This is a genomic window from Acinetobacter genomosp. 33YU (genome assembly GCF_001990725.1).
Lineage (GTDB): Bacteria > Pseudomonadota > Gammaproteobacteria > Pseudomonadales > Moraxellaceae > Acinetobacter > Acinetobacter seifertii.
This window is the reverse complement of sequence record NZ_LFZQ01000008.1, coordinates 188,573-213,376: the sequence shown is the minus strand read 5'-3', so window position 1 is coordinate 213,376 and position 24,804 is coordinate 188,573. Positions and strand designations below refer to the sequence as shown.

Here is a 24,804-nt window from a genome sequence, read left to right as displayed (position 1 = left end):
CCTAACTTCACGTTGTCCGTTATACCACCATTCACACTAAAATTCAGGCCTTTGTCTGCCGTCGCTTGCGCTGCTGCTGCATTGGTCAATGCGGTATTTGCTGTGTTTTGTGCAGTGGTTACATTCTGGTTGGTTGCATTTAACTGGCTAAAATTGACTGCATCAGTCGCATTAGTGCCTGCTTTAACATTGGTAATTTTCTGATTACCCGCATTAATCCCTGCTGTGGTTACACTTGGGCCACCAGTAATGTTTAGGCCACTGTTATCTAGTTTACTATTACCAGTTGTTACGCTAGTAAATGTTGGCGTATCAACTGTCTGTACCGTAATATTATTCCCTGAACGCGTAATATTAATATTTTTACCATCGAGAAATTGGACAGTGTCACTTGTTTTTACAGCAGAAGCTACATCACCATTTGCTTGCAATTTAAATGTCTGATCGGCTACTGTTTTTAACTGTGCAACGTTTACAGCATCTGAATCATTCGTTCCTGCGGCCAAACCTGTAAGCTGACGTGTGACATTATTTGCTGCATCACCTAAAGCAATTGCACCTTGCGTAGATTTCCATACATTTGTTGTTTGTGTTGATGTTGTACCTGTTACTGGATCAAAACCAGCCACTCCAGCAGCAGTGTTTGCAACAGAATCTTTACCAATTGCAACACCTCCGCTCACATTTGCTTTTGCCCCAGAACCAATAGCTGTAGAATCTACAACCGCACTAGTATTGCTACCAATTGATGTGGCATTTGGACCTGTTGTATTTGCACCAGTAGTACTTGTATTACCAGAACCTATAGAAATTGAGTTATTACCAACTGCTTTGGAGTTAATACCAACTGCAATAGTCCCGTTGTCTTGAGCGTTAGAAACAGCCCCGATTGCTAAAGCCCCATCTCCAGTTGCTGTTGACTTCACACCTAAAGCAACACTTGCAGCTCCACTTGCCGCAGATGTCATACCTAAAGCTGTAGAAAATGCTCCACTCGCCTTTGCTTGCACACCCATAGCGGTACTTGCAGCACCACTAGATTCTGTTGGAATATAATTATTTTTTACAATCGTTCCACCAGTAATTGTAGTATACAGTGCACCATCACTATCTACGACTTTATCAACGTCATCTCCGCCAATCGCAACAGATGAGTTTCCACTCGCCTTTACATTTGCTCCCAATGCAATAGCCTGATCGCCAGATGCAGCACTTTCTCGTCCAATAGCAATACTTTGATTATTTCCTGCTGCACCAGCAGTACTTGCGCTTAATCCTATCGCAATAGAATCTTTTGTAGGTGCACAGGCTTGACCACTTGTTGGAGTTGTTGCTGTAGCAGATGTTCCTATTGCTACACTACCAGCTGATCTCGAACCAGACCCGGCAGATGTTGAAGTACAGTTTGTAAAAGTGCTACCTCCACCCGTCTCATAACCAGCAAATGCGGAAGGAGTAATCACACCTAATATAGCTAATACTAGTACTTTATATTCAAAGCGCTTTGACTCAGAGGTTTCATCATCCACAATAAATTCATTTGTGCTAGAAGCAACGCCTGAACAATTTTTTGTTTTCCCTTTTGCAATTTCAGAAACAGCAACCCAAATTCCTAATGAAGCATTCCAAATTACTTTGTATATTTTATTCATATACCTACTCACATTTTTACAAAAAATAGACAATGCTTACCTTGAGTTACATAAAGATTCAAAAAACAAAAGGTTTGGCAAATTTTGCGGAATATATCAAATAAAAAATGAGAGGTAAATCACAAAAAAAACCTGTAATGCTATGAAAAACAAGGAAAAAGTACAATATATAATCAAATAAATACAAAAAATATATTATGATTTTTTACCCAAAATAAAACTTTGTAGGTAAAGTCAAACTTTTTTGTATTCAAAAGATAATAAAAACAAAATATTGAATTTGAGTTTATAGTTAAAAACTATCGCTTTATTTTTTATTAAAAAAATTTCATTATTTTGATAAATAATCATTTTTAAAGACTGATTGTTTAGAAATGTTTATTTAAAGATTAAAGCTAGAGTCAATATTCGGTGGAGTTCTAACCTCACATTCGCTTTATGATTTTGTAGGCAATGAAAGGATTATATGACTCAAAATGTAGCTGATTGATTTATTTTTCAGTTTACTAAAAGAATAAAAGTAACCACTTTAAAGGTGATTACTTTTACCTGACAGACCGTTTCACCAATTGATATTAACACGTCTATTTGGTGCTAAACATTGAATAAGTTGTGAACTATTGTTATCGCTACACTGCTTATATAAGTCGGTCTGACTATTTGCCTGTATTTGGATTCGACTTGCTACAATGCCCTGTTGCACCAATAATTTGGCAACAGTATTAGCACGTTGTGAAGACAATTGTTGGTTATAGCTAAATTTACCTAACCGATCCGTAAAGCCTGAAACAATAATAGGGCTCGTTGTTTCACTTTTCTTAATCTGCTCGGCAATTTTAGTAATGCTGTCAGTACCCTCTTCAATAGCATTAACATCGAATCGATCAAAGGCAAATAAGACACTCGCTGTACGATCTGCAATTACAGTGCTATGTGCTGTTGCCTGATTATTTTCTCCCCAAGCAACCAAACCTTCACACGCCTCACCTTTCCAAGATAAACGTTCTGCTAAATAGCGTTTATCAAAATCAACACGTAACTGACAACGTTGGTACTGGTTTGTGTTAGGAACACGGATATCTAATACATAGTTCCAAACTTTTACTGCAAAAAGTCCTTCACTAAATTGTGGATTGCCTAGTAAAGCTCGAATTTGGTCTTTATTTAGTCCTTGGTCTAAACGAGCAACATCTTGGTATTCATAGCGTTTTACTTGTTTCAAATAACTTTTTTCAATCGCTGGAAAATGAATTTCCTGTGGCTGAGCTGGTTCATTTGCATAAGTTGTTACCGCGAAACCAGCAAAAGCTGCTACGACCAAGCTTTGGATTGTTTTATTCATTTCTATAATCTCTTTAATCTGTCGAGCAAGGAGAGCATTGCTACTCTCCTAACCAGTTTCTTAGTTAATAACACCACTAATACCAATACGAACGCTTGGCTCACCTTGAGAAGCAGCTGCTACACCACCTGTGATTGACCAACGACCATTATCAGAGGTTTTACGTAAGGTCACACCGACAGCATTTTCACCACCATGATATGCAGCACCCACAGCATAGGTATATTTACCTGCTACAAACGGCGCATTTTCTAAAGCCATCGCAGCAGCAATACCCGCATTGGCTTTTTTCTCAACGTCATCAATACGTTTATTGGTGTCATAAAACACTTGTTGTAACTGATCTCCCAGATTGGTAATTTTGTTGCCTAATTCTTGGTTCGACTGATTTAACGTACCAATGGCATCATTAATATTGTCTTTACTCGTTCCACCAATATTCTTAGTCGTGATTGAACCATCACTATTTACTGATGTATTTCCACCGATACTGTTTTTAATACTGTCTGAAATATTGTGAATCTGACCACCATTTACGGCTTGGTTCGAACCAGCTTTAATCTCGCCATCTTTAACACCTTGGACAACTCGATCACCGTCTTTACCAGCCATATTTACGCTAGTACCACCCGTGTCTTTACCGACCGTGATTTCACCATTTGGTTTTTGCTGTTGAACTAAACCTGCTTTACCATTAGAAATGTTGTCAATGTTGTTCTGAATGTTCTTAATATCATTCGAATTCTTATCGACCTGATTTTGAACATTCCACAATTGACCACCATTTACGGCGTCTTTAGAACCTTCAGCAACTTTACCATCAGCTACATTTTTCAGGTTTGTACCTTTATCTCCCCCACCTAAAGTGACTGAGTTCTTGTCGACATTGCCATTTTTATCTTTGTCATACTGCACAGCATGATCAGAAAGTTTGCCAATATCTTTACCAATTTGATCTTTAACTTCATTAATTTGCTTATCTAACTGGCCTTTATTGACAGCATCTTTGGCATTTACACCATCAGCAACATTGGTAACTTTTTTACCACCCGCATCAATACCATTAATTGTGACACTTGGACCGTCTTTAATGATGAGACCTTGCTGATTCAAGATATGACCACCGACATTTACACTGTCGAATTTCACATCTTTTAGCATCTCAATTTTGATGCCATCTTCTGTGGTACGAGTAATAATGTTTTCACCACTGGTTTTATCTTCAGCAGTTTCTGGATTAGCACCACCTACAATATTAATGGTGTCACCAAGCTTACGATGAACAGCTTTACCCTGAGTTGCTTTCTGGTCATTTGCACCAAAATTCAGCCCTTTTTGGGTCAAGTCATTTACACCATTAGTGACTTTGTCATCTACCGACTTGATTGCGTCATTGATATTGTTTTTACCCGTGCCACCAATGTTATTAGTCGTCAGGCTACCGTCTGGGTTTACAACTGTATTTCCACCAATGCTATTTTTAATACTTGTTGAGATGTTATGAACCTGACCACCATTTACAGCATCTTTAGAATTTTGTGCAATCACACCGTTCGAGACATCAGTAATTTTCTTACCGCCAGCATTAATGCCATCTTTAGTCATGCTTGGACCATCTTTAATGGTTAAGCCATTATTAGTAAGTATGCTATCACCTGTAGTAACGCTATCTAAAGTTAGATCTTTCTTGGTCGCTACCTCGTAGTTAGTACTGCCATCTTTATTAACAGATTGTTTTACAACAATGTTGTCGCCTTCAGTTACGGTCGTTTTTGCTTTAGTCGCAGTATTTTTTACTTCACTAATTGCATCATTAATGTTGTTTTTACCCGTGCCGCCAATGTTATTGGTCGTCAGGCTACCGTCTGGGTTTACAACTGTATTTCCACCAATGCTGTTTTTAATACTGTTTGAAATATTATGAATCTGGCTGCCATTTACTGCCTCTTTTGAAGTCGCTGAAATATTGCCTGCTTTCACATTATCTAAGACCGTGCCATCTTTACCTTTTAAGGTAACTTTATCTTTATTTTTGGCATCATCGTATTTCACAGCAGCATCATCAGTTGCATTTTGCTTGGCAGCAAGATCATCTAACTGACCTTTATTCACTGCATCTTTAGCGTTTACACCATCAGCTACATTGGTAATTTGTTTACCACCAGCATTAATACCGTCTTTAGTAATGCTTGGACCTTCTTTAATAGTTAAACCATTGTTACTTATAGTCGTGTTACCAGTAGTCACACTGTCAAACTTCGAGTCTTTTAACAGTTCAATCTGAATGCCATCTTGAGTCGTACGGGTAATAACATTTTCACCGCTGGTCTTAGCTGCTGGTGTTGAAGCAGCTGCACCACCTACAATGTTGAGCTTCTCACCAAGTTTACGGTGTACATCTGCACCACTGTTGCCAGCAAAGTTCAGGCCTTTGTTTTCAAGCTCGGTTTTAGTATTGTCGATTTTGGTATTTAGTTCAGTTTTGGTGTTACCAATCGTGTTGTTTAACTCAGTTTTAGTATCGTTAATCTGAGTCGTTAACTGATCTTTGGTATTGTTTAACTTGGTGTTGGTATCAGTGATTTTACCATTTAAGCTGTCTTTGATTTTAGTTAGCTGATCGACATTCACTGCATCTTTAGCATTTACACCATCTGCCACATTGGTAATTTGTTTACCACCAGCATTTATACCGTCTTTAGTAATGCTTGGACCTTCTTTAATAGTTAAGCCATTATTAGTAAGTACGCTATCGCCTGCAGTTACGCTGTTTAATGTCAGATCTTTTTTAGTCGATACTTCGTAGTTAGTACTGCCATCTTTATTAACAGTTTCTTTTACAACGACATTATCGCCTTCAGTTACAGTTGTTTTTGCTTTAGTTGCAGTATTTTTTACTTCATTAATTGCATCATTGATGTTGTTTTTGCCTGTTCCACCAATGTTATTGGTCGTCAGGCTGCCGTCTGGGTTTACAACTGTATTGCCACCAATACTGTTTTTAATACTATTTGAAATATTATGAATCTGGCTGCCATTGACCGCTTCTTTTGAAGTTGATGAAATGTTGCCTGCTTTCACATTATCTAAAACCGTACCGTCTTTACCTTTTAAGGTAACTTTATCTTTGGTTTTGGCATCATCGTATTTCACTGCAGCATCATCAGTTGCATTTTGCTTGGCAGCAAGATCATCTAACTGACCTTTATTGACTGCATCTTTAGCATTTACACCATCAGCTACATTGGTAATTTGTTTACCACCAGCATTAATACCTTCTTTAGTAATGCTTGGACCGTCTTTAATCGTCAAACCATTATTGTTTATAGTCGTGTTGCCAGTAGTCACACTGTCAAACTTCGAGTCTTTTAATAACTCAATCTGAATACCATCTTGAGTGGTACGGGTAATAACATTTTCACCGCTTGTTTTTGAAGCTGGTGTTGAAACAACTGCACCACCCACAATATTGAGCTTCTCACCAAGTTTACGATGTACATCTGCACCGCTGTTACCAGCAAAGTTCAAGCCTTTGTTTTCAAGCTCGGTCTTGGTGTTGTCGATTTTGGTATTTAGTTCAGTTTTCGTATTACCAATCGTGTTGTTTAACTCAGTCTTGGTATCGTTAATCTGAGTCGTTAACTGATCTTTGGCATTGTTTAACTTGGTATTGGTATCGGTAATCTGATTACCAAGATCATTTTTAGCATCATTTAAATTCTTGTTGGTATCAGCGATCTGATTACCTAAATCTTTTTTTGCATCATTTAAAAGATTATTGGTATCAGTGATTTTGCCATTTAAGCTCTCTTTTACTTTGCTTAGCTGATCAACATTCACTGCATCTTTAGCATTTACACCATCTGCAACATTGGTAATTTGTTTACCACCAGCATTAATACCTTCTTTAGTAACGCTTGGACCGTTTTTAATCGTTAAGCCATTATTGTTTAAAGTGGTATTACCAGTAGTCACACTGTCAAACTTCGAGTCTTTTAACAGCTCAATCTGAATACCATCTTGAGTAGTACGGGTAATGACATTTTCACCGCTTGTTTTTGAAGCTGGTGTTGAGTCAGCTGCACCACCTACAATATTGAGCTTCCCACCAAGTTTACGGTGTACATCTGCACCGCTATTACCAGCAAAGTTCAAGCCTTTGTTTTCAAGCTTGGTCTTGGTGTTATCAATTTTGCTATTCAGCTCAGTTTTGGTGTTACCAATCGTGTTGTTTAACTCAGTTTTAGTGTCATTAATCTGAGTTGTTAACTGATCTTTGGTATTGTTTAGCCTGGTGTTTGTATCCGTAATCTGGTTACCCAAGTCAGTTCTTGTATCATCTAACTTTTGATTTAGATTGGTAATATTCTGAGCATTTTTACTAATATTGCTCGTGTTTTGGTTTACACGTCCATCAACATTTTTAAGCTGGCGTACTGTTACCGCATCTGAGTCAGCTGAGCCATCTTCAACATTGGTAATACGGCGTTCTTTTCCAGCCGACCCAACAGAAATAACACCATTAGATTTAGAAGCATCACGATTGGTCAGGAAAGAGCTTCCTGTCGCTTCGGTTGCTACAGCATCTTGGCCTAAAGCAACACTATTTTTAGCTTCTACTTTACTACGTGCACCTAAAGCGACACCACCTTCAACCAAAGACTGGGCACCTTGACCAACTGCAACTGCATTTTCTTGGTCGGCAATTGCACCACCACCAATAGCTGCAGCATTTTTACCAGCTGCTTTTGCACCGCCGCCGACAGCAGCAGCATTTTCATTTGTAGCCTCAGCCCCTTTACCAATTGCAGCCGAGTTATCACCTGTTGCTTGAGCACCACTACCAATTGCAGCAGCACTGTTGCCAGTTGCTTTTGCACCTTCACCGGGTTTGTTACCAGAGCCAATTGCTGTTGAGTTTGTACCCGATGCAAATGAGTTAATACCCATTGCAGATGCACCATCACCTGTTGCTTGTGCAACAGCACCGAATGCAGCAGCACCTTTACCTGAAGCATTAGACATGACGCCAAAAGCAGATGAAGCATCACCAGTTGCTTTAGATGTCATACCGAAAGCCGATGAAAATGCACCAGTACCTGCAGCTTGAGTACCTACAGCAGTTGAGCCGTGATTCGCTTCAGTTGTTGGATACTTACCTGCTTTAAGCACACCACCCGTAATTTCTGTATAGGTTTTACTCAGCTCAGCATCTTGTGCAATTTTATCTACATCATCACCACCAATGGCAACAGAAGAGTTTCCTCTTGCAATGACATCGGCACCAATCGCAATCGACTGATCTCCAATCGCTTTGGTCTGGTCACCAATCGCAATTGATTGGTTGCTATAACCAGACGGTGTCCCTTCTGCACCTTTTGTCGAAGCATTACGGCCAATAGCAACATCACCACTGCCAACCGTTTGGCTGCTACTACCCATTGAAATTGCACCAATTCCCGTTGCTCGTGCATATCCACCAATCGCCATTGCATCACGAGCAGTAGCAGAAGTATTCATCCCGACAGCAATTGCATTACGTCCAGTCGCCCCATCATTTTCAAAGTTGCCACCTTGCTGACCATTATCATTGATACTGACATAGTGAGTACGAGCCGCTTTTAACTGTCGTATGGTGGCAGCATCCGAATCTGCTGAACCATCTGCCACGTTTTGAATACGACGCTCACTTCCCACGTCACCAATTGATAAAACACCAGTTGGAGCTGATTGTTTAGTTAAGAAACTTTCACCCCTAGCTTGGACTGCTTTTGAATCTTTACCTACAGCAATACTATTTTCAGCTTCTGAACGTGCACCTTTACCAATTGCGACACCACCATCAAAAGTAGCCTCAGCTTGGTCTCCAATCACAACAGCATTATCTTTTTGTGCTTTTGCGCCTGTACCAATTGCAACAGATTTTTTACCTTTAGATTCTGAAAATGCACCAATCGCTAAAGCATTTTCCTCAGTGGCCACTGCGCCACCACCAAAAGCAATCGAGTCTTTACCGGTTGCTTTTGTTGCCATTTTAGGTTGATAAGCAGCACCTGCTTGCCCCGCAACTGGGTCAGCGTTTTCAATATCTGGTGAACCAATTGCAATTGAACGGTAACCTTCTGCCGTTGCCGAGTGACCAATTGCTAAAGAGCCTTTACCTGTAGCTGCTGCAACATTACCAATGGCTTGAGAAAAATCGGCAGTCGCGGCAGATTGGCGCCCAACCGCAAGAGCAGTATTTCCAGAAGATAAAGCACCTGTACCAATTGCTACACCTGAAATACCTTGAGTTGTAGCATAAGAACCAATTGCAGTACCTAAACCTTTCTCAACTACAGCGCCAGTACCGACACTGATTGCTCCACCTTGTTTCATTGCACCAGCATAAGCACCAGTAGAATTATTATAAGGATTGTTACGGTTTGCGATGTTAGAGCCTGTTCGGTCTTGAGTTTGGGCTCCACAACCAATAGCAACATCTTTTTCATTGGCAGTACTCGCATTTCCTTCACGACAAGAAGTTGTTCCTGAAATAGATGTTCCTTGGCCTGCTCCACCCTCGGTATTTGTCCCTGCGAAAGCATTTGGCGTAAAACTAATTAAACTAGTTAAAATAATCGCTGATGCATTTAAAGTTTTTGATTTAGTCTTTGTTTTACCTTTTGCAATTTCAGATGTTGCAACCCATGCTCCAATTGAAGCATTCCAAATGACCTTATAAAATTTATTCATAAAACTTCTCAGACAAATACCAAACTCAAAGACCAATAAAAATGTACAAATACATTTTTAAAATTTTCGGCCCAAAAAAAGAGGCGGCATCCTAATTGAATAAATCTAAAGGGTAAATATAAAAACAAAATAACGAGAAGAAAAATTGTGATTTTAATCACAAATTATATTTTTATAATTAATTTTAATTTACTGAATTTAATAAATAAAAAATTAATTAACGACAAAGTGTTTTGTTTTTGTTAAAAATAAGTAAACTTATTTTAAAATAGAATAATAACTCTAAATATATGATTAATTTTTATAAAATTAATAAAAACAGATACATTTTAAAATACATCTGTATATTATAAAAATAGAATATTAACTCTAAAATAAATATTATTATCAACATAATTATTCAGCAACAATCACCCATTTAAAATACAGCTGTATATTATAAATAATAGTGTGTTTATTCTACTCATAATAAATTATAAAATAAATAAATTTTTAAATATACTTAATAAAAAAACTTATTATAAAATAAAACTAAACCAAACATTTGTTTCGAAAACTGATTTCCTTACTTGTACGGCAAAGACTAATTATTAAGTAAAAATGCTTAGCTTCACTACAAAATTTTATTCTTCTTAAGAATTAATCTATTGATTCATAACATTTTTAAAAAAAAGTTGACTAAATTAGTCATTTTTTCAACATTTTCTATTGTCATGCCCTTGTAATTTTTGAAATACACATCACTATAAAAAACATGGCAACCTCGTTGTCACTCATTAGGAGTGCCCATGTCTGAACTTATTATGAATGAAAAAACTGACTTAGAGCCTCAGGTTCCAAGTGTATTACCACTATTAGCCTTACGTGATGTTGTGGTTTATCCACACATGCAAATTGCGCTATTCGTGGGTCGTGAAAAATCGATCAATGCAGTTGATGTGGCTCGTAACAGTGACAATTTAGTATTTGTAGTTGCGCAAAAAGATTCGCTTACAGAAGAAATTGATCACGACAATTTATACCAGTACGGTACAGTCGCTAAGATTGTACAAGTAGTTAATCATGAAAATGATGAAAACTGCATTAAAGTACTTATTGAAGGCTTACATCGTTCTAAGCTCACAAAAATTATCGATGAAGATAGTTATTTGACTGCTGAACATGATCTAAGTCCAATGACTATTAATGTAGATAAGGCAACTCAAGAAACTCGTTTACAAGAGTTACGTAACTTATTTGCTCAATATGCAGAAGCAAAATTACGTAATGCACGTGAACTCGTTGCTGCTGCCAATAAAATCGAAGACTTATTGCAACTTATGTTCTTCGTAGCAACTCGTGTACCTCTAAATATTGAAATTAAACAGAAGTTTTTAGAGCACGATGAGTTTGAAGCACATTTGCAAGAGTTAATGAACTACTTGATGAATCAATCTGCTGAACAGCAAATTGAGCAAACTTTACATGACAGCGTAAAACGCCAAATGGAAAAGAACCAACGTGAATACTTTCTAAATGAAAAAATGAAAGTCATTCAACGTGAACTTTCCGATATGAATGGCGGTGCTGAAGATGACGTTGCTGAAATAGAGAAACGTCTTGCTGAAGCTGATTTACCTGAACACGTACGCAAAAAAGCTGAAGCTGAGTTCCGTAAACTTAAAGCAATGCAACCAGCATCTAGTGAAGCTGCCGTTGTACGTAACTATCTAGAAGTAATTTTAGATACGCCGTGGAATAAAGCGAGCAAAGTCAGTATTAACTTAGCAAAAGCACAAGAGATTCTTGATGCTGACCACTATGGTCTTGATGATGTTAAAGACCGTATTGTTGAATATTTAGCTGTTCAATCACGTGTGAAAAAACTCAAAGGCCCTATCCTCTGTTTAGTAGGTCCTCCAGGGGTTGGTAAAACTTCACTCGGTGAATCAGTAGCTAAAGCAACAGGTCGTGAATTTGTTCGCATGGCGCTTGGTGGTGTACGTGATGAAGCAGAAATTCGTGGACACCGTCGTACTTATATAGGTGCGATGCCGGGTAAAATTGTGCAGTCTTTAACAAAAGTTGGCGTGAAGAACCCATTGTTCTTACTCGACGAAATTGACAAGATGGCACAAGACTACCGTGGTGACCCAGCTTCTGCATTGCTTGAAGTACTTGATCCATCACAAAACAGTAAGTTCAACGATCACTATTTAGATCTTGATCTTGACCTTTCTGAAGTCATGTTCATCTGTACTGCAAACAGTATGAATATTCCAGAAGCGTTACTAGACCGTATGGAAGTCATTCGTCTACCGGGTTATACCGAAGATGAAAAAGTAAACATTGCTGAACGTTACCTTGTTCCTAAAGCAATTAAGAACAACGGTTTACGTGCAAAAGAGTTAACAATTCATGAAGAAGCGATTCGTGACATTGTTCAACGCTATACACGTGAAGCTGGTGTTCGTAGTTTAGAGCGTGAAGTTTCTAAAATTGCGCGTAAAGTGGTAAAAGAAGCAGTAAGTAAAAAGTCTAAAAACTTACAGCTTGACGTTACCTCTGCCAATCTTCCTGAATATCTAGGTCCACATAAGTTTGACTTTGGTATTGCTGAAGATGAAGCACAAGTAGGCCGTGTAAATGGCTTGGCATGGACTTCTGTAGGTGGCGAGTTACTTACTATTGAAGTTGCAGCTGTTAAAGGTAAAGGTAAATTTATTACAACCGGTTCACTCGGTGACGTAATGAAAGAATCGATTACCGCAGCAATGACTGTAGTACGTACACGTGCTGATGAACTTGGTATTGAAGCGTCTCGTTTTGAAGAAACTGATGTACACGTTCACTTACCTGAAGGTGCAACTCCAAAAGATGGCCCATCTGCTGGTTTGGCATTAACAACTGCACTTGTATCAGCATTTACTGGTATTGCGATTCGTCCAGACATCGCAATGACAGGTGAAACAAGTCTTGGTGGTCGTGCGATGCGTATCGGTGGCTTGAAAGAGAAACTTCTTGCTGCACATCGTGGGGGAATTAAGCTTGTCTTTATTCCTCAAGATAACGTTCGTGATTTGGCAGAGATTCCTGACAATGTTAAAGAAGGATTAGAAATCAAACCTGTGAAAAGCATTGATGAAATCTTACCTTTAGCATTAACTGCAATGCCAAAGCCTTTACCCAAAACACCTATTGTAAAACCGGTGGAAGGTTCAAAAGCAGCGCGTCACTAATTGAAAAATAAAAAAAAGAGAGCTTCGGCTCTCTTTTTTTGTTACATAATTTGATTGAATAATATCCAACCATCCTCATAATAAGAAGTAAGAGTGATTAATTTTATTATTTACTCTTATCTATCTTATGTTACAGATAGCCTTGTTTTTATTCTCTATGATCATCTGAACTCCAGACAGATGATCATTTGATCGCAGTCCAACACCATTTTTTGGACTGCGTTTTTTATGCCCAGTTTCACCCCGCGGTTATCATCTCCTCAGGTATAATGTGTCAGCCGTTTTGACTGAATAGACCACATGAAAATTCGTATTCTGACCATTGGTCAAAAAATGCCTGCTTGGGTACTTACTGGTTTTGAAGATTATTTCAAACGCATCCAGCCTTTTGTCCAGACTCAAGTGATTGAACTTCCAATGGCAAAACGCGGTAAAAATGACTCGGAAGCGGATATTTTAAAATACTGTCAAATTGAAGGTGAAAGTATTTTAAATGCGTTAAAACCAAACGAGACACTGATTGCTTTAGAAGTGGGTGGTCGTGAACTCAGTACAGAAAAGCTAGCTGACACCATGAAACAATGGATGCTTGAAGGAAATGATGTCGCACTGGCTATTGGCGGTCCAGATGGCTTATCAGATCAGGTACGTAAAGCTGCTGCTTGGCATTGGTCACTCTCAAAACTAACTATGCCTCACCCTTTGGTGCGTGTTTTATTAATTGAGCAGTTATACCGAGCAATGAGTATTAATCACAACCATCCGTATCACCGCGCATAAATGGAACAACCGTTTCATTTTAAGAACAATCCGTTGAAATCTAGATACTTTTAACATGTCTTGATTTTGGCATAATGAATACTATTCTGCTTTTCAACTCAGGTGTAATGAAATGGAACTACAAACCCTTCCCGGACTGTTTATTTCACATGGGTCACCCATGCTTGCACTTGATCCAGAACAAGTGGGTCCTGCTTTACACCGTCTCGGTATAAATCTCCCAACTCCAAAAGCAATCATCGTGATGTCTGCTCATTGGGAAAGTAAAGCACTTGAAGTAAGTAGTTCAACACGACCAGAAACATGGCATGACTTCCGTGGTTTCCCACCAGAGTTATACGAGATTCGCTATAGTGCACCTGGTCAACCTGAACTTGCCGAAGAAATATTGAAGTTATTGGCAGACGCTCATTTTGTTGCACATGCCAATAGTACTCGTCCTCGCGACCACGGTGTATGGATGCCTCTTTTACACATGTATCCAGATGCAGACATTCCCGTTGTTGAAATTTCTTTACCGATGACCTTAAGCGCTCAAGAAATTTATCGAATTGGACAAACGCTTGCCCCTTTACGTGAAAAGCAAATCTTATTGATTGGTTCTGGAAGTATTACCCATAATCTTGCTGAGTTGTCTTGGCAAGGTGACAATTCAAATGTTCCTGAATGGGCTTCAACTTTTAGAAATACCGTCGTTAATAAGCTTTCACATCAAGATTACGATGGCGTGTTGGAATGGCAATCACTGCCTTATATAAAACGTAATCATCCAACTCTTGAACATTTTGCACCGTTATTTTTCGCTATGGGAACTGGTCATCGTTTTACGATTGTTCATAGCAGCTTCACAATGGGTTCATTAGGTATGGATATATATCGTTTTGATTAATTTTTAGGAAATACCCCGTTTTCGCGGGGTATAGCATTATTTTTATAAAAAATTAGAATAATTTACAAACTTATACATTTTAAAAACCGAAACAATCATATGTTTACATTTTCTTTTTTTAAGAATGTTTTAAGCTTAGTGCTGTTGTTTTTTTACTTGAAGTTTTTAAATGAAAATTAAATATTTAATTCTTGCGTTATTACCTTTTTCTTTGATGGCGTGTCAAACAGTTTCACATACTCAAGCTCCAATTGTATCTGAGCAACAACAAAATCTTGCAGCAACTCTAAGTGAATATACTTGGACTTACCAAAATGTAAAAGCATCTAAGCCACTTGTTCTTAACTTTAATGCAGACGGCAAATTAGCAATTAATACAGGTTGTAATGGTCAAGGTGGTACTTGGAAAGTTGAAGGTAACCAGCTTGTAACCTCTCAACTTGCATCAACAATGATGGCTTGCCAAGACGATTTAATGAAACAAGAACAATTGTCTAATAGCATCTTTAGTGAAGCAAAATTACCAATTGAAATTAGTAACAGCAATGGTCAGGTAATCTTAAGCGTGACAGACAAAGCAGGTCAAAAGCATATTTTCCAAGGCGTAAAAGCAACTAATACTCAAGCTTTAACTGATTATTCATGGACATACCAACCTGAAAATACTAAAAAGCCGATTGTTCTTAACTTCACAAACGACCGTTTGTCTATCGCAACAGGTTGTAACCGCCAAGGTACTACTTGGAAAGTTGAAAACAATACCATCGTAACTGCTGATGTAATGTCGACTATGATGGCGTGTGAACCTGCATTAATGAAACAGGAACAATTCTCTAGCAGCCTGTTCCAAAAACGTGCGATTCCATTTGAAATTAATACAACAAATGCTGATCAACCAACATTGACAATCGTTGATGCTCAAGGTCAGAAATATACGTTCACAGGTAAAATGACACCTGAAGCAAAATACCAGTCTGAAGGTAAAACTGTTTTTCTTGAAGTAGCGCCAGAAACTAAATCTTGTACGGGTGTTGCGCCACAAACTTGCTTGCAAGTTCGTGAAGTTAAATATGATGACAAAGGCGTTAAAACTTATGCCGACAAAAACTGGTCATTATATTATGGTCAAATCGAAGGTTTTGAACACAATCCAAACCAACGCGTAATTTTACGTGTAAAACGCTTTGAAGTGAAAAACCCAGCAGCAGATCAATCTAGCCAAGCAGATGTGTTAGATATGGTTGTAGAGCAAGAAATGGTTAAAAAGCCTAAAAAATAATTTTTAGACTAAAAAAATCCGATGCTTTTGCATCGGATTTTTTATTTCTATATTTTAATAAATACCTTGTGCAAGCATCGCATCAGCAACTTTTACAAAGCCTGCAATATTGGCACCATCTACATAGTTCACAGTACCGTCTTCTTTAGTACCGTATCTAACACAATTGGCATGAATGTCTTTCATGATTGCATGTAAGCGTTCATCAACCTCAGCATGTGTCCAGCCCAAACGAATTGCATTTTGAGACATTTCTAAACCAGAAGTTGCTACCCCACCCGCATTAGATGCTTTACCCGGAGCATATAAAATCTTAGCTTCAATAAAATGTTCAACAGCTTCAAGTGTAGATGGCATGTTAGCGCCTTCAGCTACACAAATGACACCATTAGCGATGAGCGTTTTAGCATCTTCATCGGTTAATTCATTTTGTGTTGCACATGGTAAAGCAATATCTACAGGAATATGCCAAGGTGTTTTACCTTCAAAATATTCAAAGCCATGCTTAGAAGCAAACTCCGAAATACGTCCACGTTTAACGTTTTTTAACTCCATGACTTCAGCCAACAACTCATCTGTAAAACCATTTTTTAGATAAACAGTACCATTAGAGTCCGATAAGCTGACCACTTTTGCACCCAAGAACATTGCCTTTTCCGCAGCATATTGAGCAACGTTACCAGAACCAGAGACCGAAACAGTTTTACCAGCAAAAGATAGCCCACGTGTTTTTAGCATTTCTTCTGCAAAATAAACCGTACCATAACCTGTTGCTTCCGGACGCATTAAGCTGCCGCCAAATGAAATTCCTTTACCAGTAAATACACATGCAGTGTCATTACTGAGTTTTTTCATCATGCCAGCCATGTAGCCCACTTCACGCGCACCCACACCAATATCTCCAGCAGGGATATCGGTATTTGGACCTAAATGACGGTAAAGCTCAATCATGAGTGCCTGACAGAATCGCATAATTTCAGCATCAGATTTACCTTTAGGGTTAAAATCTGAACCACCTTTCCCACCACCCATTGGTAAAGTGGTCAGTGAGTTTTTAAAAGTTTGCTCAAAACCTAAAAATTTCAAAATAGATAGGTTGACCGACGGATGGAAACGCATCCCACCCTTGAATGGACCAATTGCTGAATTATATTGAACACGAAAAGCACGGTTCACTTGAGTCTGGCCTTGATCATCCATCCATGAAACACGAAATTGAATTACACGCTCTGGTTCAACCAAACGCTCTAACAATCCCTGCTCTGCATATTCCGGATTTTTTTCAATAAATGGCCACAAGCTTGTCATGACTTCTTCGACAGCTTGTAAAAACTCAGGTTGATGCGGATCACGCGCTTGCACGTAATTCAGGAATTCATTCAGGTTGTTATATTTCAATGCACGGTCCTCAGCATAGTAATGAATTAAATTGGTGCAATACATTTTAAAATGCATCATTTAGCAGCAAAATATTAAATCCCTTTCCATCAATTTTAACAATAGTTATTTTAAATTATTTTATTTTTCTTAATTATCATAAAGTTAATTTTAGAAAAACTATCTAAAAATCAATAATAGTCATTTATCATTTCAATTTTTTTGATCTATTATTGTGCAATATTAGCTACATTTTAGGTCAATCAAAAAGCCTATAAATTCGTTAAAATCCATTGACCTTACTTAGGTTTTTCTTCATTATCGCATCGTTTTAAACAAGCTATTTTCCTCTATGAATCCATCTATTTCTCTCATACGCGAGATCGATGCGTTATTGCCACAAACACAATGTGGTTTATGTGGACACCGTGACGGTTGTCTACCTTACGCAAAGTCAATTGCTGAAGGTGAAGATGCAAATAAATGTGTTCCTGGTGGACAGCCAGTGGCCGATGCGCTCGCAAAACTATTAAATCGCTCGTCGTTACCTGCTGAAACAAGTGTATGGCCTGTACAAGCCGATGGACGCCCACAACGTATGAAAGCGATTATTCGTGAAGACGAATGTATCGGATGTACAAAATGTATTAATGCCTGCCCTGTAGATGCCATTATTGGTAGTGGTAAGCTCATGCATACGATTTTGACTGATCTATGCACAGGTTGTGAGTTATGTATTCCACCCTGCCCAGTTGACTGTATTGATCTGGTCGAAGACACTCAAGCTTTACCAAATGAACAGCAAAGAATTGCAGAACAAAATGATTTAAGACAACGTTACTACGCGCATATTCAACGCGAAGAGAAACGTCGTATACATCGCAAAGGCCCTGTGGTACGCGCTGAAATTGACACACAATTTTTTGCAAAGTTCTCTCAAGCACTTGATGATCTGCCTTCAATTCAAATCATTGAGAAGTCGAAAGAAGTAATTGTAAATGACGCAAGAACGACTATTGAATTAGCTAAAATTCGCACACAAATTAAAAAGTTGGAAAAACAGCTCAGTGTTCGAGAAGATGCAAAAAAGCGCCTTCAACTTGATGAACTACAACAGCAACTCACTCAATTACAGGAGGTCTGAATGGCCGTCAAAAACATGACGAAAAAGCAGATTCAAATTTTCTTTGAACGCCTTCGTGAACAAAGACCTTCTCCAGAAACCGAATTAAAATATTCATCTCCATTCGAATTATTAATTGCTGTCATGTTATCGGCTCAAGCAACTGATGTTAGTGTAAACAAAGCCACTGATAAGCTTTATCCTGTCGCTAATACTGCTGAAAAAATCTATAACTTAGGTGTAGACGGTTTAAAAGAATATATAAAGACCATCGGCCTTTATAACGCCAAAGCTGAAAATGTCATTAAAACCTGTAAGATTTTAATGGAGCAATTTAACGGTGAGGTTCCAAGCAATAGAAAAGATTTGGAAGCTTTACCAGGTGTTGGACGTAAAACAGCCAATGTGGTTTTAAATACTGCATTCGGACAACCAACTATGGCTGTCGACACACACATTTTTCGTGTGGGAAACCGTACCGGCTTAGCAGTAGGCAAAAATGTACTTGAGGTTGAACACCGTTTAGTTAAGGTGATTCCGAAAGAATTTATTATAGATGCACATCATTGGTTGATATTACATGGCCGTTACTGCTGTATTGCCCGTAAACCGAAATGCTCAGAGTGTGTGGTTGCCGATGTATGTAACTGGCCAGACCGCTTTGAATTTGGTGCTATAAAAGCAATTCCAACAAAGAACCTCAGTTAATCCTGAGGTTTTTTAATCTGCTGCAATTTGGGATGTAGTTGACGTTCTCGTCCATTTTTTTTATTTTCCAAAGCCTGTTGTTTCTGCACATGACGTAGCATTTTTTGACTTTGATATAGTAAAAATAACAATAGTGCCAGACTCAGCAATACCACTAAAATCAAAATGATTTTCATATCGTTCTCCCGCACTTGATGAAAGAAAAGAGCCCTCACAAAGAGGGCTCTTTATCACAAATAATATTAAATTATTTGTCTAAGATGTTGAACAAATCTTTTTGTACATCTTCAATTGTACGTAAGCCATCAAGCTTGTCATAAGTTGGCGCATTTTCACCAGAAGCAGCACGGCCTTGGTAGAAACCAACTAATTGCTCTGTTTCAGTATGATAAGACGCTAGACGCTTACGGATTGTTTCTTCTTGGTCATCTGGACGTTGAACAAGATCTTCACCAGTTTCGTCATCTTTACCTTCCACTTTAGGTGGATTGTATACAGTGTGGTAAACACGACCAGAAGCTGGGTGCTGACGGCGGCCAGAAAGACGTTTTACGATTTCTTCGTCAGGCACATCAATTTCAATCACGTGATCAATGCTGATGCCTTCTTTTTCCAATGCTTCTGCTTGAGGAATAGTACGTGGGAAACCATCGAAAATGCAGCCATTTGCACAGTCAGGTTGAGCAATACGTTCTTTTACTAAACCGATAATAAGTTCATCTGAAACTAAACCGCCAGATTCCATTACGCTTTTAGCTTTTAGACCAAGTTCAGTACCTTCACGAATCGCAGCACGGAGCATATCACCGGTTGAAATTTGTGGGACATTGTAGCGCTTACAGATCAACTGAGCCTGAGTACCTTTGCCTGCCCCAGGTGGTCCGAGTAAGATAATGCGCATAAAAAACATCCTCATTTAAAACAATGAATGAAGTCTGGCAGAAAAAGTCTCATTAATCTTCAATAGATCCTGCCCGACGTCGAATTATAAGAAAGCTACAAACAAATGTATTGTACCAGCAATAAATCCGGTTACCCCACCTAATACAATAAGAATCCACTCGTCCTCTTGAAATGCAGGACGTAATAAATTCTGAAACTCTTTTGGTGTTAGTTCACGAATACGCTCTTTAAACATTTGAAAAATCTTCTGTGCCCGGCTTGCATTTAGTGCAGGGTCACATACGGGTCCCATCGTAATTTCAATTGAACGATCAATCAAGTCCGTCTTTAATCTTGCATACTCTCTTGGCCCTAAAGAAAGCTGTAAAGATGTACGAACAAGTGGTGTTTCCATAATTTCGTTAATATGACGCTTCACAATACGGCGCGTCTTATCTTTACGCGGCCCATACATCATTTCAGTCATAATCGATTTTAAGGTGATCAGATCTTCTGTAACTACACTTGAGAACACATCAGAGACTTCTTCTTGACGTTTCATGAAAGCCCCTTGGAAATTATACGTCCCAATTCGAAGAACTGGCACAATCCAAGGGAACTTACGGTCTTTTGTTAATCTAAAAATCTGTGGGTAACGAATATAATTTGGTTCAATTGGATTAAATACCATCCAGATTGCAATCCAGTTGGTTAAAAAACCCCAAATTGAAGCCCAAAACGGAACAGTCCAGTGCCAAGGTACAACGAACCAGACAACCATTTGAAAAATACCAAAGAACATCCCGATTAAAGCACTAATATGCCAAATAAAGTTGATCTCTTTTTGGCCTACTTTTAAAAACATACGTACCATTAAACGGCGATCACCTTCCATCTGGCTCACGACCATTTCACGCATATTCACCAGTGACTCGACGTTCATAGTCAGCTCAGTCACTAATTCTCTTAATACACCGGGTAATTGTTTATGCGCCTGTGCATAAATACGGCGTTTAATTGAATAAGGTAAATTTTCCCAAAGTACGGCATTACGATCGATCATCACCTCATCAATCAAATGCTCAAGTTCAAATCCGACTTGCTCACCAATAATACGTGCCATGTCTTCAGGGTCCATGGCCTCTAAAAACTCACGTAAAGAACCTAATTTAGATAAAGTATTATCGGTGATAATTCCTGAAATACGTCCAGCTTTGCGCGGCACAATTCCTTGCCAACCGACTGGTAAAGGGCCTAAATGAAAACCCCAAAATTTGATTGGGTAAAATACCATTTTTAACGCCATCCAAACATGTGCCCATGTGACAAAGGCAGTAACTGGGATGATACTTAAAACGGCCCAAAAATCAGGTCTGTGTAAAAAGGTCTGCCACAATCCGCTGACGTACTCTAACATGTAAGACTCTCGTATTTATTTGTGCTCTGCTTATGGCGAGTTAACGATAAACTGCTTTGTTTTATAAACCAAAACTTAGAGAATAAGAAAATTGAATTTGTGGTTTAGTCTTCGCAGCAACTGCTCCGTTCTGGTCAGTCAGTTTTTCAGCTGCACCAATACCGACACTAAAAGTACTAATTCTTTCTGAATTCAACAATACATATGCCAAATCAACACCAGCACCTAAACGAGATTTATACTCTCCATCTACCGGCTTGCTATCAAGGTGTCCAGCATAAAAGCCAATATAGTAGCCATTTTTATCTGTTCCAGTCAGATAGTAAGGATAGCGAAATCCAACCTGTCCACCAGCAGTTTTATCACCATTTAAAAATGCGCCAACCTTGGCATAGGCAATACCATAAGGATTTACCCACTCACCATTAAGATGTAACAATTTTTGAGTAAAACCTGCACCTACATTCCAAGTAGACGCTTTGTGATCTGCTAATTTTGCTTCTGGAAGAAATGAATAATCTTGAGCATTCGCCCAACTGCTTACTGTCAAAACTGCAAGTAAGGGATAAATTTTTCTCATTATTTTCTCCATTTTCCCTAATCGTATAGTGAGAACAACCCTATTCTATTGAATGAAAGACTTTAACAGAATTATTTTGCTTCTTATATACAAGACTCTACAATTTTGTTGTCTACAAAGTCAAAAAAGCCAATTTGCCTCTTCACTGAAACTTTGAAAATTATGCAATATTTTAACTGCGCTTGCGTTAGAATAAGCAGCTATTTTTCTCACCCTATGTCATTAAGTCGATCCGTATGAAACAGCACTTTCCTTTAAAAGATATCCAGCAAGAAAAGCGCATTTATCGAGGTCGTATATTTTTTGCCGTAGGTCTTGTGATTATCTGTCTATTGGTACTAGCCAGCCGATACGCTTATCTGCAAATTTTTCATTACGATGAGTTCTCGACTGCATCGGATAAAAACCGTATTCGCTTACAACCGCTCCCCCCTGCTCGTGGTTATATTTATGACCGTAATGGGGTTTTACTTGCTGATAATTACCCGGTTTTTACCGCAACATTAAGTAAGGCAGATGTTGAAGATCCTGATGCAGTTATTGAACAATTGCAACCAATTCTAGAGCTTACTCAAGAAGATGTAGACCGCTTTAAAAGTCGTATTAAAACGGCACGAAAAACTGAACGCGTTGCAATTAAGCTCAACTTAACCGAGACAAATATTGCCAAGTTTAGTGAAGTTAAATACAAATTCCCTGGGGTCAGAATTGAAACCCAAATGACGCGCTATTACCCGCATGGTGAATTGTTTGCTCATGTGATCGGATATGTTGGCCGTATTAACGATAAAGAATTAAAAAGTATTGATAAAGACTTATACGCTGGAACAAACCTGATTGGTAAAATTGGCGTAGAGAAAAGCTATGAAGATTTACTTCATGGAACACCGGGTTATGAGTCTGTAGAAGCCGATGCTCATAGTAATGTATTGCGTCATTTAGGACGTAAAGATCCAACTCGTGGTAATGACCTCTATTTATCATTAGATTATGGTTTACAAGTCGTAGCATCACAGCAACTTGCTGGTCGTCGTGGTGCAATTGTTGCGATAGACCCACGTACTGGTGAAATTCTTGCGTTGGTTTCAAGCCCAAGCTTTAACCCAAACCTATTTGTGACGGGTATTAATCATAAAGATTACAGCTCTCTACGTGACAACATCGACCAACCTCTTTATAACCGTGCTGTTCAAGGCGCATACCCTCCTGGTTCGACTATTAAACCAATGGAAGCAATGGGCGGTTTACATTATGGTATTGTCGACTGGTCTACTGCTATTTCTGACCCAGGTTATTTCCATTTACCTGGTGACTCTCACAAATTCCGTGACTGGAAAAAAACTGGTCATGGCATCGTGAACATGCACAAAGCCATTATCATGTCTTGCGATACCTATTTTTATATTTTGGCAAATCAAATGGGCATCGACCAGATGAACCAATGGATGCGCCAATTTGGCTTTGGTCAAAAAACAGGTGTCGACTTACCAAGTGAAAGTGAAGGTTTATACCCAAGTCCAGAATGGAAAATGCGTACACGCAAAACTAAATGGATGAAAGGTGAAACAATTTCAGTCAGTATTGGTCAAGGTGCATTTACTGCAACTCCATTACAACTTGCAATGGCAACTGCTATTACAGCGAATCACGGCTCTCATGTAGTTCCACATGTTTTACGTGCATCACATGGTGCAAAACCTTTTACAGTCCGTAATGCGCCTGATGGAAAAATTAATTTCAACGGTACAGACGAAGACTGGGTAAAAATGCGAGAAGCCATGATTGATGTAATTCAATCAGGTACTGGACGTGGTATCCGTACATCGCTTTATCAAATTGCCGGAAAAACAGGTACAGCACAGGTTAAAAGTATTGCACAGGGTAAACGTTATAACGAAGCTGCGCTTAGTGAACGCCAACTTGACCATGGTTTATTCGTTGGGTTTGCACCTGCTGACAAACCTGAAATTGCTATTGCGGTGATTTGGGAAAATGGTCGTCATGGTGGTTCCGCAGCTCAACTTGCTAAGCCGATATTTGATTACTGGTTATTAACCCGCAATAAAAATCCGATTCGTCCAGCCAACCATCAAGTTAATGGTGGCCTTATGACAGCAGGAATTAAACCGGGTGAGCTTCCAAGTGGCGGCGAAACTGCTAGCTCTACGCCAGCACCTGCTACAACTACCGCAGCAGCATCTGCTCCACAAGCGACTCCTGCTCGCCCTGCTACAAATGAGATCGATGAATAATGAAAAATCAATTACGCATTATTGGGGGCGAATGGAAAAGACGAGTTTTACCATTCGCAAGTATTGAAGGTTTAAGACCCACCCCAGATCGTGTTCGTGAAACGTTATTTAATTGGCTCATGTGGGACATTCAAAATGCTCAGGTTCTCGACATCTGTACAGGTTCTGGTGCATTAGGCTTTGAAGCACTTTCACGCGGTGCCGCATCTGTTTATATGATTGAACCTGATAAGACTCAAGCACGATTTTTAAAAGAGAATATCCAGCTTTTAAAAGCGCAGAATTGTCATTTATTCAATGCAACTGCTCAGCAAGCATTACCGCGCTTAAAAGAACAATTTGATGTAGTTTTTTTAGATCCGCCTTATAGTCTCGATCTATGGCAAGAGCTCGCTCAATTGGCAGATTCACATATCAAAAATAATGGATATATTTATGTTGAAGCTGACCGAGATTTATCTCAGCTTCACCTTCCTGCATCATGGCAACAAGTGAAAACCACTAAAGCAGGTACTGTCCACGCAGGGCTTTATCAGAAAATTTAAACATGTAGAATTTTATAAAGAATTA

General features: G+C 38.8%; 16 protein-coding genes. 8 read left to right on the top strand and 8 right to left on the bottom strand.

Annotated elements, in window-relative coordinates; all coding sequences use genetic code 11:
- The 3 genes from AC056_RS10250 to ata form a co-directional block, all read right to left on the bottom strand.
- A partial coding sequence (locus AC056_RS10250; RefSeq protein ID WP_265733978.1) for an ESPR domain-containing protein occupies nucleotides 1-1,652 on the bottom strand: 1,652 nt, incomplete at its 3' end.
- A gap of 562 nt (nucleotides 1,653-2,214) precedes the next feature.
- A complete protein-coding gene (tpgA, locus tag AC056_RS10245) occupies nucleotides 2,215-2,994 on the bottom strand; it encodes a trimeric autotransporter adhesin/peptidogylcan-associated protein TpgA (RefSeq protein WP_077163554.1) in 780 nt (259 codons plus the stop codon).
- Nucleotides 2,995-3,054: 60 nt separating this feature from the next.
- Nucleotides 3,055-9,729, bottom strand: a complete 6,675-nt coding sequence (gene ata / locus AC056_RS10240; protein ID WP_077163553.1) for a trimeric autotransporter adhesin Ata — start codon at nucleotides 9,727-9,729, stop codon at nucleotides 3,055-3,057.
- Nucleotides 9,730-10,517: 788 nt separating this feature from the next.
- On the opposite strand from ata, the gene lon reads away from it, so the two are divergent.
- The 4 genes from lon to AC056_RS10220 all read left to right on the top strand — a co-directional run bounded on the left by lon (nucleotide 10,518) and on the right by AC056_RS10220 (nucleotide 15,895).
- Nucleotides 10,518-12,947, top strand: coding sequence for an endopeptidase La (gene lon, locus AC056_RS10235; RefSeq protein WP_039253419.1), 2,430 nt, complete (start codon nucleotides 10,518-10,520; stop codon nucleotides 12,945-12,947).
- A 300-nt stretch (nucleotides 12,948-13,247) separates the two neighbouring features.
- A complete protein-coding gene (gene rlmH, locus AC056_RS10230) occupies nucleotides 13,248-13,727 on the top strand; it encodes a 23S rRNA (pseudouridine(1915)-N(3))-methyltransferase RlmH (protein ID WP_002054393.1) in 480 nt (159 codons plus the stop codon).
- A gap of 112 nt (nucleotides 13,728-13,839) precedes the next feature.
- Nucleotides 13,840-14,616: a dioxygenase gene (locus tag AC056_RS10225; RefSeq protein WP_004703045.1), complete on the top strand. Its 777-nt coding sequence runs from the start codon at nucleotides 13,840-13,842 to the stop codon at nucleotides 14,614-14,616.
- Nucleotides 14,617-14,785: 169 nt separating this feature from the next.
- A complete protein-coding gene (locus AC056_RS10220; RefSeq protein WP_077163552.1) occupies nucleotides 14,786-15,895 on the top strand; it encodes an META and DUF4377 domain-containing protein in 1,110 nt (369 codons plus the stop codon).
- Between the two features lie 54 nt (nucleotides 15,896-15,949).
- Here AC056_RS10220 and gdhA read toward each other — a convergent pair whose 3' ends face one another.
- The gene (gene gdhA / locus AC056_RS10215) at nucleotides 15,950-17,353 is read right to left on the bottom strand and encodes an NADP-specific glutamate dehydrogenase (protein WP_077163551.1); all 1,404 of its coding nucleotides are present in this window, start codon (nucleotides 17,351-17,353) and stop codon (nucleotides 15,950-15,952) included.
- 271 nt (nucleotides 17,354-17,624) lie between these two features.
- Here gdhA and AC056_RS10210 point away from each other — a divergent pair, with 271 nt between their 5' ends.
- Nucleotides 17,625-18,416, top strand: a complete 792-nt coding sequence (locus AC056_RS10210) for an RnfABCDGE type electron transport complex subunit B (protein ID WP_049066272.1) — start codon at nucleotides 17,625-17,627, stop codon at nucleotides 18,414-18,416.
- Nucleotides 18,417-19,103, top strand: a complete 687-nt coding sequence (nth, locus tag AC056_RS10205) for an endonuclease III (protein ID WP_004703053.1) — start codon at nucleotides 18,417-18,419, stop codon at nucleotides 19,101-19,103.
- On the opposite strand, the gene AC056_RS10200 is transcribed toward nth, so the two are convergent.
- The 4 genes from AC056_RS10200 to AC056_RS10185 all read right to left on the bottom strand — a co-directional run bounded on the left by AC056_RS10200 (nucleotide 19,100) and on the right by AC056_RS10185 (nucleotide 21,982).
- Complete coding sequence (locus tag AC056_RS10200; protein ID WP_004703056.1) at nucleotides 19,100-19,279, bottom strand: hypothetical protein; 180 nt, start codon at nucleotides 19,277-19,279, stop codon at nucleotides 19,100-19,102. The two genes, nth and AC056_RS10200, sit on opposite strands and share 4 nt — an antisense overlap.
- A 71-nt stretch (nucleotides 19,280-19,350) precedes the next feature.
- On the bottom strand, nucleotides 19,351-20,004 hold the full coding sequence (gene adk / locus AC056_RS10195; RefSeq protein ID WP_002117671.1) for an adenylate kinase: 654 nt from the start codon (nucleotides 20,002-20,004) through the stop codon (nucleotides 19,351-19,353).
- An 84-nt stretch (nucleotides 20,005-20,088) separates the two neighbouring features.
- A complete protein-coding gene (locus AC056_RS10190; protein ID WP_004703059.1) occupies nucleotides 20,089-21,402 on the bottom strand; it encodes a hypothetical protein in 1,314 nt (437 codons plus the stop codon).
- 61 nt (nucleotides 21,403-21,463) lie between these two features.
- Nucleotides 21,464-21,982 (bottom strand): hypothetical protein, encoded by a 519-nt coding sequence (locus tag AC056_RS10185; RefSeq protein ID WP_004703061.1) that lies wholly within the window; start codon nucleotides 21,980-21,982, stop codon nucleotides 21,464-21,466.
- 236 nt (nucleotides 21,983-22,218) lie between these two features.
- Here AC056_RS10185 and mrdA point away from each other — a divergent pair, with 236 nt between their 5' ends.
- Nucleotides 22,219-24,234 carry a penicillin-binding protein 2 gene (gene mrdA / locus AC056_RS10180; protein WP_077163550.1) on the top strand — a complete coding sequence of 672 codons (2,016 nt, stop codon included), beginning with the start codon at nucleotides 22,219-22,221 and terminating at the stop codon, nucleotides 24,232-24,234.
- On the top strand, nucleotides 24,234-24,779 hold the full coding sequence (gene rsmD / locus AC056_RS10175; RefSeq protein WP_019456864.1) for a 16S rRNA (guanine(966)-N(2))-methyltransferase RsmD: 546 nt from the start codon (nucleotides 24,234-24,236) through the stop codon (nucleotides 24,777-24,779). Before mrdA ends, rsmD begins: the two co-directional genes overlap by 1 nt.
- Nucleotides 24,780-24,804 lie beyond the last annotated feature (25 nt).

What these genes read in the sequence shown, in the direction of transcription:
- tpgA (WP_077163554.1), bottom strand. Translation starts at nt 2,994, where the DNA reads ATGAATAAAACAATCCAAAGCTTGGTCGTAGCAGCTTTTGCTGGTTTC.
- ata (WP_077163553.1), bottom strand. Translation starts at nt 9,729, where the DNA reads ATGAATAAATTTTATAAGGTCATTTGGAATGCTTCAATTGGAGCATGG.
- lon (WP_039253419.1), top strand. Translation starts at nt 10,518, where the DNA reads ATGTCTGAACTTATTATGAATGAAAAAACTGACTTAGAGCCTCAGGTT.
- rlmH (WP_002054393.1), top strand. Translation starts at nt 13,248, where the DNA reads ATGAAAATTCGTATTCTGACCATTGGTCAAAAAATGCCTGCTTGGGTA.
- AC056_RS10225 (WP_004703045.1), top strand. Translation starts at nt 13,840, where the DNA reads ATGGAACTACAAACCCTTCCCGGACTGTTTATTTCACATGGGTCACCC.
- AC056_RS10220 (WP_077163552.1), top strand. Translation starts at nt 14,786, where the DNA reads ATGAAAATTAAATATTTAATTCTTGCGTTATTACCTTTTTCTTTGATG.
- gdhA (WP_077163551.1), bottom strand. Translation starts at nt 17,353, where the DNA reads ATGATGCATTTTAAAATGTATTGCACCAATTTAATTCATTACTATGCT.
- AC056_RS10210 (WP_049066272.1), top strand. Translation starts at nt 17,625, where the DNA reads ATGAATCCATCTATTTCTCTCATACGCGAGATCGATGCGTTATTGCCA.
- nth (WP_004703053.1), top strand. Translation starts at nt 18,417, where the DNA reads ATGGCCGTCAAAAACATGACGAAAAAGCAGATTCAAATTTTCTTTGAA.
- AC056_RS10200 (WP_004703056.1), bottom strand. Translation starts at nt 19,279, where the DNA reads ATGAAAATCATTTTGATTTTAGTGGTATTGCTGAGTCTGGCACTATTG.
- adk (WP_002117671.1), bottom strand. Translation starts at nt 20,004, where the DNA reads ATGCGCATTATCTTACTCGGACCACCTGGGGCAGGCAAAGGTACTCAG.
- AC056_RS10190 (WP_004703059.1), bottom strand. Translation starts at nt 21,402, where the DNA reads ATGTTAGAGTACGTCAGCGGATTGTGGCAGACCTTTTTACACAGACCT.
- AC056_RS10185 (WP_004703061.1), bottom strand. Translation starts at nt 21,982, where the DNA reads ATGAGAAAAATTTATCCCTTACTTGCAGTTTTGACAGTAAGCAGTTGG.
- mrdA (WP_077163550.1), top strand. Translation starts at nt 22,219, where the DNA reads ATGAAACAGCACTTTCCTTTAAAAGATATCCAGCAAGAAAAGCGCATT.
- rsmD (WP_019456864.1), top strand. Translation starts at nt 24,234, where the DNA reads ATGAAAAATCAATTACGCATTATTGGGGGCGAATGGAAAAGACGAGTT.